Raw genomic sequence first — 13,768 nt, 5'->3', positions numbered from 1 at the left:
ATACTAACCGACTAAATTAAAAAATGAGAATACTTTTAGTAAAATGATAATTTTACAAAAAATTCTTCAATTGTTTGTATACTTCAATATAGCGAATACTTGCCATTGAATTATCAACTGACTTAATTTCATGCTGCCCTTGCCCATATCCCCCAATCAAGCCGGGGTCAGTGGGGCCAAACAGGGTAAAATTGGGTTTATCAAGCGCGGCGGTTAAATGGCTAAGCCCAGTATCGACAGAAACCACAGCTTTAGCATTAGCAATTTGCTGAGCAACTTCGGCTAAAGTGAGTTTAGGTAAAACCTCTACAAAATCAAAGTCTTTTGCTAATCGCTCTGCGCGCTGTTGCTCATGAGGTGCTCCCCACGGTAATTTGATTTTGATACCAGCCCCCGCCACTAGCCCGATGAGCTCTCGCCAATTTTCTTCAGGCCAGTGCTTATCATCACGGGTGGTTGAGTGCAGGAAAATGACATAAGGGCTTTGATGCTCTTCTGTTGACTGCAAAAAGTGGCGAGCAATTGCGTAATCCCCTTGCTGTGTTGGGCAGGCGTAACCAAGACTTTTGGCAAATAACTGGCGAATACGTTCAACGGCATGTTGTTGCTTACTAATTGCGTAACGATGGTCATAAAAGAAGCTGGCTAATGGTTCGCGAATACTATGGCGGTCATAGCCATGTTTATCGCCATGAGCTAAGCGGGTGACAAGAAAGGCGCTCTTCAATAACCCTTGCGCATCAATGATTGCGTCATAATGAGTTGCTTGTAATTTCTTGCGAAATTCTGCACGTTCGGCTCTGATCGGTGCAGAAAACCAATTTTTACGCCAGCGACGAATGGCCACAGGGATCACTTGGTTAACGGCACTATGCCATGTGGGAATTTGTGCAAAGCCTTCTTCAACGACCCAATCGAACTGGATATCGGGTATGGCTTGTTGTGCATCGGTCAGCGCAGGTAATGAGTGTAAAACATCTCCCATTGAAGATGTCTTGACTAATAATACTCTCATCATTCAATACCTATATTTAACCGAGCTAACGCATCGATAACTAATTGGGGTTGGATATCAATCAAACTTTGGTGATAACCACTTTCACCGTCACCTTTACGCACTTTGTGGTACCCCGTAATTAGGCGGATCACTTCTGCTTTATCTGATAATGGCGGTGTAAAGTCAGGGCTACTTGGGCCATATAAGGCGACAAGAGGTTTACCTAGCGCTGCCGCGACATGCATCAAACCAGAGTCATTACTGACAACTGCAGTACAGGCATCGATTAGATTAACAGCTTGTTCTAAAGATGTTTTCCCTGAAAAATTATGGCAATGCAATTTAGCATCATCGGTCAGCTCTAAACGAATGGCTTCACCCGCTTCGTGGTCTTTTTGTGAACCAAATAGCAACACTTGATAGCCTTTTTGGCTAATGAGTGTTTGAGCAAGAGAAGCGTAGTGGTAGTGGGGCCAACGTTTGGCGGGCCCAAATTCTGCGCCTGGGCAAAAACCAATAACAGGGCGAGAACCTTCAACCCCAAAGGTTTGCAGAGTTTCAGTGACTTCTTGCGGTATAGTCACCAGTTTAGGCGGTAAAATGGGTGTCGGAATATCAGCAGCTGATCGAATAGTTTGCTTATCATAAGCAAGCGCAACATACCGCTGCACCATTAAAGGAAAAGCGTCTTTATTGAGTGGGCGAATATCATTGAGTAGACCATAGCGCATTTCACCACGCCATCCCGTTCTTTTGGGGATTTTTGCGAAGAAAGGCACAAGTGCAGACTTTAAGGAATTGGGTAGCACAATCGCTTGGTCATAGCCATTTGCCTGTAAACTTTGGCCTAATCGACGACGTTCACTAATTTCCAGTGTACCATGCCCAAGAGGCATAGGAATGGCTTCGCTAACTTCAGGCATTTTGGCGAGTAAAGGACGGCACCATTGTGGCGCCATCACGTCAATCTGTGCATGGGGATGTAAAGCCTTGATCGTGCGATAAAGGCTTTGTGACATCATCATATCCCCTACCCATGAAGGGCCGATCACCAATATTTTCATAAATGATTTTTCAGAAATAAGCGTTACGCGTCTTTATTGAGCAAGTGCATATATTCGGTGACACCTTCTGCAACCGTTTTAAATGGTGCAGTATAGCCAGCGGCACGTAGCTTAGTGAGGTCAGCTTGGGTGAAGCTTTGGTAACGACCTTTTAATTTTTCAGGGAACTCAATGTATTCGATGGCCACATTTTTATCTTTGTGGAATTCAGTGACAGCATCAGCAACAGCTTGGAAAGATTCTGCACGTCCTGTACCACAGTTAAAAATACCTGAAACATTATTTTCCCAGAACCATAAATTGACTGCAGCCACATCACCCACATAAATAAAGTCACGGCGGAAAGTATCGCTACCTTCGAACAGTTTTGGGTTTTGCCCTTCATTAATTTGTTTATTTAAGTGATAAGCAACGCTTGCCATGCTGCCTTTATGGTCTTCATTTGGCCCATAGACATTGAAATAGCGGAAACCACAGACTTGTGAGTCCGCTTCTGGCAGAATTTCACGTACATATTGGTCAAATTGGAATTTTGAGTAACCATAGACATTCAATGGTTTTTCGAATTGGCGTTCTTCAATAAAGTTATCACTGCGGCCGCCATAAGTTGCTGCGGAAGAAGCGTATAAGAACGGGATTTCACGGTCTAGACAATAGTGCAGTAACTCTTTGGAATACTGGTAGTTATTGTCCATCATATATTTTCCATCCCATTCAGTGGTTGACGAGCAAGCGCCTTCATGGAATACCGCATCGACATCACCGAAATCATCACCCGCAATGATGCTGCCAATAAAATCTTCTTTATCTGCATAATCCGCAATATCAAGGTCAACAAGGTTAGCGAATTTAGTGCCGTCTTTCAGATTATCAACGACTAAGATATCTGTACGGCCGATTGCGTTTAGGGCTTTAATAATATTGCTGCCAATAAAACCAGCTCCACCAGTGACTATGATCATTGGGTATACCTCAAATGGGTTAAGAAAATAGAATCGTAATTGGTGACTATAATAACATCTCTTGGCGCAGACGGTAGCATTGATAGAAGAGAATTGAGCTGACACTTAAATGAGAACAAGGTAAATATCGTGATCTTGGCTACAAACTTGACTTATTTATGCTGTGAATATCGCCACACATAGAGACTATTATTAAACTCTATTAATAGTCTCTATACAGGAAAAAATCATGTCAGAAAGATTTTATCAGCAGATTCAAGAACAATTGGTACAAATTGAAGCCGATGGATTATTTAAAAACGAACGCATTATTACGACTTCACAAGATGCTGACATTGAAATTGTAGGTGGCCAGCGGGTTATTAATTTCTGTGCAAATAATTACCTTGGTCTTGCTAACCATCCCGCGCTCATCGAAGCCGCTAAACGGGGAATGGATAGCCATGGTTTTGGTATGGCGTCTGTACGCTTTATTTGTGGAACGCAAGACAGCCACAAAGTTTTAGAGCGCAAATTGGCAGATTTTCTGGGCATGGAAGATGCGATTCTTTATTCATCCTGTTTTGATGCAAATGGTGGGCTATTTGAAACCTTGTTAGGGCCGGAAGATGCGATTATTTCAGATGCATTAAATCATGCATCCATTATTGATGGGGTCAGGCTAAGCAAGGCAAAACGCTACCGCTACAGCAATAATAATATGGTGGAATTAAAAGTACGCTTAGAGGAAGCCAAAACAGCAGGAGCTCGCCATATTTTAATTGCCACAGATGGCGTGTTCTCAATGGATGGCGTTATCGCTGATTTAAAATCCATTTGTGACCTTGCGGATGAATACCAAGCATTGGTGATGGTGGATGACTCACATGCTGTTGGTTTTGTTGGGGAAAATGGTCGTGGTAGCCATGAGTACTGCGATGTGATGGGGCGTATCGATATTATCACGGGGACATTAGGTAAAGCCCTTGGCGGCGCATCTGGTGGTTATACGGCAGCGAAAAAAGAGGTCGTTGAATGGCTGCGTCAGCGTTCTCGTCCTTATTTGTTTTCGAATTCCCTCGCTCCTGCGATTGTTGCCGCATCTATCAAAGTGATTGATATGATGAAAGAAGGCCATTCATTACGTGAAAAATTATGGCGTAATGCCGTGTTATTTAGAGAAAAAATGACCACAGCGGGTTTCACCCTCTCTGGCGCTGACCACGCCATCATCCCTGTTATGTTAGGTGATGCCAAACTCGCCCAAATTTTTGCGAAAGAGCTACTCGATGAAGGTATTTATGTCACGGGCTTTTTCTACCCTGTTGTACCACAAGGCCAGGCACGTATTCGTACTCAGATGTCTGCAGCACATAGTGAGGAGGATATTTTACACGCTGTTGACGCATTCACCCGCATTGGTAGAAAACTAAAAATAATCAAATAAAAGGTCTTTTATGAAAGCACTGTCCAAACTGAAAGCTGAACCAGGTATATGGATGACAGATGTTCCGAAACCGGAACTCGGGCACAATGATGTGATGATCAAAATTCGTAAAACTGCGATTTGCGGTACGGATGTACATATCTATAACTGGGATGAATGGTCGCAGAAAACCATTCCTGTCCCAATGGTTGTCGGTCATGAATATATAGGGGAAATTGTTGCGATTGGGCAGGAAGTCAAAGGCTTTAAAATTGGTGACCGAGTGTCAGGGGAAGGGCATATTACTTGCGGCCACTGCCGAAACTGCCGTGGTGGCCGTACCCATCTTTGCCGCAATACGATTGGGGTGGGGGTTAACCGAGAAGGGTGTTTTGCTGAATATCTGGTGATCCCTGCATTTAATGCTTTTAAAATTCCCGATAATATCCCTGATGAAATAGCGGCTATTTTTGACCCATTTGGCAACGCAGTTCATACGGCTCTTTCCTTTGATTTAGTGGGGGAAGATGTGCTGGTTTCAGGTGCTGGCCCTATAGGTATCATGGCGGCTGCAGTGTGCCGACATGTGGGGGCCCGCCATGTTGTTATCACGGATGTGAATGACTATCGACTTGAATTGGCGAAAAAAATGGGTGTTTCCCGTGCAGTGAACGTCAGTCGTGAAAATTTAAAAGACGTGATGAATGAGTTGGGGATGAAAGAAGGTTTTGATGTTGCACTGGAAGTTTCTGGTTCACCAGCAGCTTTTCAGACCATGTTAGACACCATGAACCACGGTGGCAGAATTGCACTATTAGGGATTCCCCCTGCTTCTATGGCAACAGATTGGAGCCAAGTAATATTCAAAGGACTGTTTATTAAGGGAATTTACGGCCGTGAGATGTTTGAAACATGGTATAAAATGGCGACACTCATTCAATCTGGTTTGGATTTATCACCGATAATTACCCATCAATTCTCGATTGATGAGTTCCAAAAAGGCTTTGATATCATGCGTTCAGGCCAATCTGGTAAAGTGATTTTAAACTGGGATTAAATTAATTATCTCGATTCCCCTTTTTGGCTTTTTTGAACCAAGAAGGGGAATCGAAAATGATCTACTGCTGTTGCTTGAAAAGCGGGCGCTTTTGGGCTCTATCGCCCTGTACCAACAAAGGTTGTAAAGCCTTATCGTTATAAATACTCTCAACCACAAACATAATAAAATCAATCCCCTGTGGCTTAGCAGGCGGTAATGTAAACTCACATATACCGAGTTCTTGCGGAATAATCACATTTTCTGGTTGGCTAGCCGCTTCGGGTTGCCCAACAGTAGCATCTTTGGTTGGTGGTGTTTTTATTTCATCTTGTACTGCTTGCTTGTTTTGAGGTTGTATCGGTGTTTTTTTCGCTTCTTCAGATAACATTCTTAATGATGTTGGTTGTTTAGTTGAAGATTGAGGACTAAGCAGAGCGCTAACGGCCACTAATTCGACATCAGCAGGGAGTTGGGCAAGGTATTTTTGTAAGGCGCGTACGGTAGATGGGTGTGGATGGCCAATTGCTACCGCACTACCGTGTTTGCGCGCATAGGCAACGGCTTTATTCAATTGAGTGCGCGTTTCTTCTTCCGATTGGTGGTTATCAATAAAAATATGGCGACGTAACGTGGGAACGCCGTATTCTTTGGCGGCATTACCTACTTGGGTATTCCCAATGGTTACGCTATCGAGGAAAAACAAGTTTGACTTTGACAGGCTGCGCATCACGTTCTGCATACCGGGTAAGTTTGATGTCATCTCGCTCCCCATATGGTTATTCATGCCTTTTGCATAAGGAACTCGGGTTATCGCATTTTTAATAATAAGGTCAATTTCCTCTGCACTCATTGATGGAGCTAATGTGTCTTTCTCTAGCGGTTGTTTGCTCAATGGTTTCATTGGCATATGGATGAGAATATCGCGCCCTTGCTGATGGGCTTTTTCTGCGACTTCACGGCCATGGGGAGAGCTCGGTAAAATTGCAATAGTTACCGCAGGGGATAACGCTAGAATTTGGTTGTCTTCTTTAACGCGATAACCAAAATCATCAATCACAATCGCCAATTTTGCCGCACTCACCGGTAGACACATCATTAATAATGACAAAACAATGAGTGGTCGAATGGGTAAGTGCTTCAGCATAACGTTATCCTAATTAATTGAATTTAAAATTTATCGCCCTAACTATATTTATCGGCCTAACCATGGACGTGGGTTTACGGTTTTACCTTGTCTGCGGATTTCAAAATAGAGTGCTGGTCGCTCTTGGCCGCCACTGCTACCCACTAAGGCGATCGGCTGCCCTGCTCTAACCTCTTGGCCGACATTCACTAAGGCGCTCTGGTTATAGCCATAGAGGCTCATATCCCCTTTACCGTGTTCAACGACGACAACTAGCCCATAGCCTTGTAACCAGTCAGCCAGTAGCACGCGCCCATCGGCGATAGCTTTGACTTGGGTTCCTTCATTAGCCGCGATAACCATGCCTTTCCAACGTAACTCGCTGGAAATGACATCCCCATAGTTATGGAGTAATGAGCCGCGAACAGGCCAAATAGCTTGCCCAGCAGGGCGTCCTAAACCACCTGTACGTGACATCAGTGAGCGTTCACTTTCAGATGGTTTATAGGTTGAGCCTTTCTGTTTGGCTTGCCGTTCTTTTTCAGCCACTTGCACGCGAATACGTGCCGCTTCTTTGGCTTCTCGCTCTGCTCGGGCTTTGGCTTCACGTTCAGCGCGGGCAATCTTATCGCGTAATCTCGCTTCGTTTTGTTTTAGAACAGCAAGATTTTTTTGGTCTTCTTTTAATGTACTTTCAAGGGCATTTAGGGTTTTTTGCCGCGAAGCGCGTGCGTTATCCAGCTTACGCTTTTCTTGTTGTTGGCGTGCCAGCGTTGTTTTTTGTTCGGCTTGTTTTTTTTGTTCGAGTTCTTTTTGTTCTTGTAATTCTTTAGTGGTTTCTTCTAAAGCAACAATATTTTTTTCACGCGCCTGATTTAAATAGCTGTAATAGGCCAAAATACGTTCTTCTCGTTGGCCTTCTTCACCTTTGAACATTAAGGTTAACCCTTGGTGTTTACCTAACCGAAAGGCCGCATCTAGTTGGTCAGCTAATAATTTCTCTTGTTGTTGTTTTTTGATTTGTAGCTGATTGATATTGCTATTTAAGGAAACAATTTCTTTATCTAATTGTTTTAGCTGGTTTTGAGTCTCATGTAGGCTACGACCGGCTGCAGAGATACTTTGTTCTTGTTGTTTGAGTTGCTCAAGTAGTGCTGAGCGCTTGGCTTGTTGTTCTTTTACGCTTTTCTCTTTTTCAGCAATACTTTTGAGTAAATCATGTAGCTGGCCTTTATTTTCAGTGATCTGGTTGGCAAACACAGTTTGTGTTGGGGCGAGAACAAGCAGCCCTAACCCAAAGAGAGCGCTAATAGCCTGACGAATAAATGAAATTTTCATTCGATAATGTGTATTGGCCATCGTGATAAATCACCTCAATTAAATGCAATAGCTGATTATTTCATCTGCAAGTGATGGTTTCCAGCACTGTCTAACAAATAGTATTGAAAACATTTATAAATTCGGATTTTTGCCCTGAACTAGAACTATATTAAGTTAAATAATACAGTTTTATTATCACTGATTTATTTTGTATAGCCAGTATTCAATACTTTTTTCTTATTCACTGCCTATTTGAAGCACGACTTAGACCTGTTTCGCACGTTTATGTTAAAATATTTGCGTACCGCCTCGAAACAGAAACGCAGTTTTTCAGTGAACAGTGTTAATTTTGCGTGCCTTAGCGCAAAAAAAACAAGCGAGTTTGCGGGAATTGGCTGTAATTAGCTCAACACAAAGGTATACTCAGAACCCTTTGATATTTGTTTTTAACTAACGGGAGTGATTGCCCCCCATGATCCAAGAAATCATGCAATTTGTAAGCCGGAACATGTTATTGAGTCTGGTTTGGATAGCGCTATTAGTGGCTGTGGTTGTTATGACCTTTAAAGGCCTTTTCTCTAAAACGAAAGTGATTGCTCGTTCACAAGCGATTACACTGATTAATAAAGAAGAGGCGGTTGTTGTCGATTTACGTTCTCGTGACGATTTCCGTAAAGGGCACATTATTGATTCTATTAACTTAACACCGTCTGAAATTAAAGAGAATAATTTAGGTGAATTAGAAAAACACAAACAGAAACCAGTGATTATCGTTTCTGCAAGTGGTATGGAATCAGGTAAACCTGCTGAACAGCTGGCACAACACGGTTTTGAAAAAGTCTTTGTCCTGAAAGAAGGGATCTCTGGCTGGGCAGGTGAAAACCTTCCTTTAGCTCGTGGTAAGAAGTAAGTGAAGATATCCAAGGAGCATACATCAGTATGTGACTTGGGTAGCGTAATGCAGCGAACACCCCTGTAGCTCAGAATAACAGGGAAAACTCATATGGAAGTTAAAGGTACATACACTATGTCAGAACAAAACAACTCAGAAATGGTCTTTCAAATTCAACGCATTTATGCAAAAGACGTTTCATTTGAAGCACCTAACGCACCACACATCTTTCAACACGAGTGGCAACCAGAAATCAAATTAGATTTAGATACTTCTTCAACTCAGCTGTCTGAAGGTGTTTATGAGGTTGTTTTACGTGTCACGACTACGGCAACTTTAGGTGAAGAAACGGCTTTCTTGTGTGAAGTGCAGCAGGCGGGTGTTTTCTCTATCGAAGGCATTGAAGGTACTCAAATGGCACATTGCTTAGGTGCATACTGCCCGAACATCCTGTTCCCATATGCACGTGAAGCGATCACTAGCTTAGTGGGCCGTGGTACATTCCCACAATTGAACTTAGCGCCAGTTAACTTTGATGCACTGTTCATGAACTATTTACAGCAGCAACAAGGTGAACAAGCGCAGAACTCAGAAGCTCAACAGGACGCTTAATGAATACTGCTTCAATGACAGTGATCGGTGCCGGCTCGTACGGCACCGCTTTAGCCATTACGCTTGCACGTAATGCACATCAGGTTGTGCTATGGGGCCATGACCCAAAACACATTCATCAATTAGAACAAGACCGCAGTAATCAGGCGTTTTTGCCTGGCGTTTCTTTCCCTGATAGTTTATCTCTCGAAACGGACTTAAAACGCGCCGTTGAGGCGAGCCCCAATATCTTGATTGTCGTACCGAGCCATGTTTTTGGTGATGTACTAAAACAAATCCAGCCATACTTACGCGCAGACTCCCGTATTATTTGGGCGACTAAGGGCTTAGAAAGGGATACTGGCCGTTTGTTGCAAGAAGTTGCACGTGAGGTATTAGGCAATGAAATTCCGCTGGCAGTACTTTCTGGTCCGACATTTGCGAAAGAATTAGCCGCAGGTTTACCAACGGCAATTTCCGTGGCGGCAAGCGATAGCCAATTTGGTGATGATTTACAAAAATTATTCCATTGTGGTAAGAGTTTTCGCGTCTATAAGAACCCTGACATGGTTGGAGTGCAACTGGGTGGTGCTGTAAAAAATGTCATCGCAATTGGCGCAGGGATCTCCGATGGTATGGGGTTTGGTGCGAACGCACGTACCGCATTGATTACCCGTGGTTTAGCGGAAATGAGCCGTTTAGGTGCAGCTTTAGGAGCAGACCCTGCAACTTTTATGGGGATGGCAGGCTTAGGTGACCTTGTGTTAACCTGTACCGATAACCAATCCCGTAACCGCCGTTTTGGCATGATGCTAGGCGATGGCGTTAGTGTTGAAGATGCAGAAAAAGAGATTGGCCAAGTGGTTGAAGGCTATCGTAATACCAAAGAAGTTCGCGCACTGGCTGAGCGGGCAGGTGTTGAAATGCCAATTACTGAGCAAATTTATCAAATCCTCTATCGCCATAAAAATGTGTTAGAGGCAGCGCAAGCCCTATTAGGGCGTGCGACGAAAGATGAAATTGCCGATATGCCAAAGCTGCATGATTAATAAAAATAGATAGGTGAGTGATTATGTCGCGTGAAGAACTGGATAGAATTTGGGGTTTCATTAAAGATGAAGCGAAGTCTCTTGCGGACTGCGAACCACTTCTTGCCAGTTTTTTTAACGCGACATTATTAAAGCACGACAATTTAGGCAGTGCGCTCAGTTATATGCTAGCTAACAAACTGAGCTCACCTATTATGCCTGCTCTTGAAGTGCGCGAAATTGTGGAAGCCGCTTATCGCAATGACGAAAGTATGATTTTCTCTGCGGCAATGGACTTAGCGGCGGTTCGCTTACGTGACCCTGCCGTTGATAAATACTCCACGCCATTATTGTACTTAAAAGGTTTCCACGCCTTGCAAGCCTATCGCATCGGTAATTGGCTGTGGAAAGAAGGCCGCCAAGCGCTGGCGGTTTATTTGCAAAATCAAATTTCTGTTTCTTTCGGTGTCGATATCCACCCAGCCGCCCGTATTGGTTGTGGCATCATGCTTGACCACGCAACGGGTATTGTAATTGGGGAAACGGCCATTGTCGAAAATGATGTCTCAATTTTGCAATCCGTCACATTAGGCGGTACTGGGAAAACCTGTGGCGACCGCCATCCTAAAGTAAGAGAAGGGGTGATGATTGGCGCAGGGGCAAAAATTCTAGGCAATATTGAAATTGGCCGCGGTGCAAAAATTGGCGCAGGTTCTGTTGTACTTCACCCCGTTCCACCACACACCACAGTAGCCGGGGTTCCAGCACGCATTGTCGGTAAACCAACCAGCGATAAACCGTCCTTAGAAATGGATCAAAACTTTAATGGCATTATTTGGGGTTTTGAAGATGGGGATGGGATTTGAGTTGTGAGGGTTCTAGTTCGATCGTTTTCATTTTTGATTTCCCTCATCTGTATATAAATTGACCGAAAATTTGCTTTAACCTCAATGAAGTTATACAATGTTTATACATTTGGAAACTAATATACTCAAAAATAAGTATGGGGTAAGAGAAATGAGCGTTGCTATAAAAAAATGGGGAAATAGCCAAGGCATTGTTATCCCATCAGCTATCTTAAAACAATTAGGTATTGAGGTTGGTCAACGTCTTGATATTTCTGTTAATAACGGTAATTTGGTTCTTTCTCCCAAAAAGAAGATAAGGATGTTTTCTGAAGCTTATTTGCTTGACAATATGAATGAATATAATAGTCATTCAGATGAACTTGCTCAAATTAATGATATGGAAATTGGTGAATGAGTAAAAGTTACATACCAAGGCGAAATGATATTATTTGGTTAGATTTTGACCCAACGAAAGGAAAAGAAATAGGAAAATATCGGCCTGCACTCGTTTTATCCAGTGTGGAATATAATAAAAAATCAGGCTTGGTAATTTGTTGTCCTATTAGCACAAGCATTAGAGGGCACATAACAGAAGTAAGGATAAATAATCTTGATACTCCGTGTGTTGCTGCGGCAAACCTTATTCAAACACTATCTTGGAAAGATAGAAGTATGAAGTTTGGGGTAGTTGCTGATGAGGGGGTTCTTGATGGTGTGCTCGCAAGGTTGATCCCATTAATTGGTGGAGAGCATTTTTTTATTGATTAAAACTAAAGGAACTCAAACTGAGCTCCTTTTATAGTCTAGTCCTTTAGCAGCGCCCCTGCATACCCCAACTGCCTCCATGCCTCAAACACCACCACAGCCACTGAGTTGGATAAATTCATACTGCGGCTATCTGCCAACATTGGAATACGAATTTTTTGCTCTATTGGCATGTTATCTAGCACATAAGGCGGTAGCCCTCGGGTTTCAGGGCCAAACATCAAATAATCATTTTCTTGATAACTAACATTACTATGACTTGGCTTACCTTTAGTCGTTAAGGCAAACACACGGGCACCGCTTTCAGATTGGTTATTATCAGGGTTCAGCCCTTCACTTTTTAAAAAAGCAAAATAATCATGATGGTGTTTGATATCGGCAAACTCGCTATAGTCCAACCCTGCACGACGTAGGCGTTTATCATCCCATGTAAACCCAAGAGGGTGAATAAGATGTAAATCAAAGCCAGTATTGGCACAAAGGCGAATGATATTGCCCGTATTTGGTGGTATTTCTGGTTCGAATAAAACAATGTGTGGCATAACGTTAAGCTGATATTTGTGATAATAAATGATGGGAAGAGTTTACGCGCAAATGGGTTTGTTTTCATGTGGAACTTTTATAGCAGCCGTAAAAATTATTTGTACCCTGAAAACAAAAAACGAGCCATAAAGGCTCGTCTCTGAAATAACTCGTTGAGGTTAGCTGTTATAACCATTGGGGTTCATGGACTGCCAACGCCAGCTATCATTCACCATATCTTGAATAGAATACTGCGCCTTCCAGTTTAAATCTTTCAACGCTTTTTCTGGGCTAGACCAACATTCCGCAATATCACCAGGGCGCCTTGCTACAATCTCATATTTAATGGGCTTACCTGCCGCTTTTTCAAAAGCAGTAATAATTTCCAGCACACTTGTGCCAGTCCCTGTACCAAGATTGTAAACATGTAAGCCTGCTTGTTGGCTAACTTTATTCAGCGCGGCAATATGGCCATCAGCCAAATCCATCACGTGAATATAGTCACGCACACCAGTACCATCCGGTGTTGGGTAATCATTACCAAATACCATCACTTGTGGGCGGCGCCCTACAGCGACTTGGGAAACAAACGGTGCCAAGTTATTCGGAATCCCTTGCGGGTCTTCACCCATGGTTCCAGATGAGTGTGCGCCAACAGGGTTAAAATAACGCAGTAAGGTCAGTGACCAATCATCTTCCGCAATATATAAATCCGAAAGGATACGCTCAACCATATACTTACTGGTTCCGTATGGGTTGGTGGTTCCACCAACTTTGGAATTCTCTGTTAATGGTACTTCTTCAGGGTCACCATATACGGTAGCGGAGGAGCTAAAAATTAGGCTCTTAACACCCGCTTTTTTCATGCTTTCCACTAATACCAATGTGCCATTGACATTAACATCATAGTATTCAATTGGTTTTTGTACCGACTCACCAACAGCTTTCAACCCAGCAAAGTGGATGACAGAATGAATTTGATGATTAGCAAAAATGGACGCTAAAATTTGCCCATCACGCACATCACCTTGGTAAAAGGTGGGCTTAACACCTGTGATAGCTTCAATACGGTTAAGCACTTCAAGGTTAGCATTATGCAAGTTATCTAAAATAACCGGCTGCATCCCTTGCTGGATCATCTGTACACAGGTATGGCTACCAATGTAGCCAAGGCCACCCGTGACAAGAACTTGTTGATTTTTCATCTCAATA

15 protein-coding genes are annotated in these 13,768 nt (G+C 43.0%); 8 read left to right on the top strand and 7 right to left on the bottom strand.

Going from position 1 to position 13,768, the window contains the following annotated elements:
* Positions 1–52 precede the first annotated feature (52 nt).
* The 3 genes from rfaC to rfaD are packed head-to-tail and all read right to left on the bottom strand — an operon-like array spanning position 53 to position 3,023.
* Positions 53–1,015, bottom strand: coding sequence for a lipopolysaccharide heptosyltransferase RfaC (gene rfaC, locus M1F17_RS20200; protein ID WP_318837439.1), 963 nt, complete (start codon positions 1,013–1,015; stop codon positions 53–55).
* A complete protein-coding gene (gene rfaF, locus M1F17_RS20195; protein ID WP_112308426.1) occupies positions 1,015–2,061 on the bottom strand; it encodes an ADP-heptose--LPS heptosyltransferase RfaF in 1,047 nt (348 codons plus the stop codon). Before rfaF ends, rfaC begins: the two co-directional genes overlap by 1 nt.
* A 23-nt stretch (positions 2,062–2,084) precedes the next feature.
* Positions 2,085–3,023 (bottom strand): ADP-glyceromanno-heptose 6-epimerase, encoded by a 939-nt coding sequence (rfaD, locus tag M1F17_RS20190; RefSeq protein WP_004265152.1) that lies wholly within the window; start codon positions 3,021–3,023, stop codon positions 2,085–2,087.
* 229 nt (positions 3,024–3,252) lie between these two features.
* On the opposite strand from rfaD, the gene M1F17_RS20185 reads away from it, so the two are divergent.
* Both M1F17_RS20185 and tdh read left to right on the top strand, forming a co-directional pair.
* Positions 3,253–4,449, top strand: coding sequence for a glycine C-acetyltransferase (locus M1F17_RS20185; protein ID WP_318837149.1), 1,197 nt, complete (start codon positions 3,253–3,255; stop codon positions 4,447–4,449).
* 10 nt (positions 4,450–4,459) lie between these two features.
* On the top strand, positions 4,460–5,485 hold the full coding sequence (gene tdh / locus M1F17_RS20180) for an L-threonine 3-dehydrogenase (protein WP_004265155.1): 1,026 nt from the start codon (positions 4,460–4,462) through the stop codon (positions 5,483–5,485).
* Between the two features lie 61 nt (positions 5,486–5,546).
* Here the strand turns inward: tdh and M1F17_RS20175 are convergent, their stop codons facing one another.
* Together M1F17_RS20175 and envC are read right to left on the bottom strand one after the other, a co-directional pair.
* The gene (locus tag M1F17_RS20175; protein ID WP_318837148.1) at positions 5,547–6,611 is read right to left on the bottom strand and encodes a divergent polysaccharide deacetylase family protein; all 1,065 of its coding nucleotides are present in this window, start codon (positions 6,609–6,611) and stop codon (positions 5,547–5,549) included.
* A 48-nt stretch (positions 6,612–6,659) separates the two neighbouring features.
* Positions 6,660–7,949 (bottom strand): murein hydrolase activator EnvC, encoded by a 1,290-nt coding sequence (envC, locus tag M1F17_RS20170; RefSeq protein ID WP_187710690.1) that lies wholly within the window; start codon positions 7,947–7,949, stop codon positions 6,660–6,662.
* Positions 7,950–8,382: 433 nt separating this feature from the next.
* On the opposite strand from envC, the gene M1F17_RS20165 reads away from it, so the two are divergent.
* The 6 genes from M1F17_RS20165 to M1F17_RS20140 all read left to right on the top strand — a co-directional run bounded on the left by M1F17_RS20165 (position 8,383) and on the right by M1F17_RS20140 (position 12,037).
* Positions 8,383–8,820: a rhodanese-like domain-containing protein gene (locus M1F17_RS20165; protein ID WP_004265159.1), complete on the top strand. Its 438-nt coding sequence runs from the start codon at positions 8,383–8,385 to the stop codon at positions 8,818–8,820.
* A 117-nt stretch (positions 8,821–8,937) separates the two neighbouring features.
* Positions 8,938–9,414, top strand: a complete 477-nt coding sequence (gene secB / locus M1F17_RS20160; RefSeq protein WP_004906947.1) for a protein-export chaperone SecB — start codon at positions 8,938–8,940, stop codon at positions 9,412–9,414.
* A complete protein-coding gene (gpsA, locus tag M1F17_RS20155; protein ID WP_004265161.1) occupies positions 9,414–10,442 on the top strand; it encodes an NAD(P)H-dependent glycerol-3-phosphate dehydrogenase in 1,029 nt (342 codons plus the stop codon). The genes secB and gpsA overlap by 1 nt, the downstream gene beginning before the upstream one ends.
* 23 nt (positions 10,443–10,465) lie before the next feature.
* The gene (gene cysE, locus M1F17_RS20150; RefSeq protein ID WP_153674037.1) at positions 10,466–11,287 is read left to right on the top strand and encodes a serine O-acetyltransferase; all 822 of its coding nucleotides are present in this window, start codon (positions 10,466–10,468) and stop codon (positions 11,285–11,287) included.
* A gap of 151 nt (positions 11,288–11,438) precedes the next feature.
* Positions 11,439–11,684 (top strand): AbrB/MazE/SpoVT family DNA-binding domain-containing protein, encoded by a 246-nt coding sequence (locus M1F17_RS20145; protein WP_004906951.1) that lies wholly within the window; start codon positions 11,439–11,441, stop codon positions 11,682–11,684.
* Positions 11,681–12,037, top strand: coding sequence for a type II toxin-antitoxin system PemK/MazF family toxin (locus M1F17_RS20140; protein ID WP_047756788.1), 357 nt, complete (start codon positions 11,681–11,683; stop codon positions 12,035–12,037). The genes M1F17_RS20145 and M1F17_RS20140 overlap by 4 nt, the downstream gene beginning before the upstream one ends.
* Positions 12,038–12,072: 35 nt before the next feature.
* On the opposite strand, the gene trmL is transcribed toward M1F17_RS20140, so the two are convergent.
* Positions 12,073–12,576 (bottom strand): tRNA (uridine(34)/cytosine(34)/5-carboxymethylaminomethyluridine(34)-2'-O)-methyltransferase TrmL, encoded by a 504-nt coding sequence (trmL, locus tag M1F17_RS20135; protein WP_125895018.1) that lies wholly within the window; start codon positions 12,574–12,576, stop codon positions 12,073–12,075.
* 159 nt (positions 12,577–12,735) lie between these two features.
* A complete protein-coding gene (galE, locus tag M1F17_RS20130) occupies positions 12,736–13,761 on the bottom strand; it encodes a UDP-glucose 4-epimerase GalE (RefSeq protein WP_318837147.1) in 1,026 nt (341 codons plus the stop codon).
* Positions 13,762–13,768: the final 7 nt, after the last annotated feature.

Source organism: Providencia sp. PROV073 (assembly GCF_033688125.1).
GTDB classification, from domain to species: Bacteria; Pseudomonadota; Gammaproteobacteria; order Enterobacterales; family Enterobacteriaceae; genus Providencia; species Providencia hangzhouensis.
Note: the sequence above shows the minus strand (reverse complement) of the source record. Positions and strands in the feature narration are given on the sequence as shown.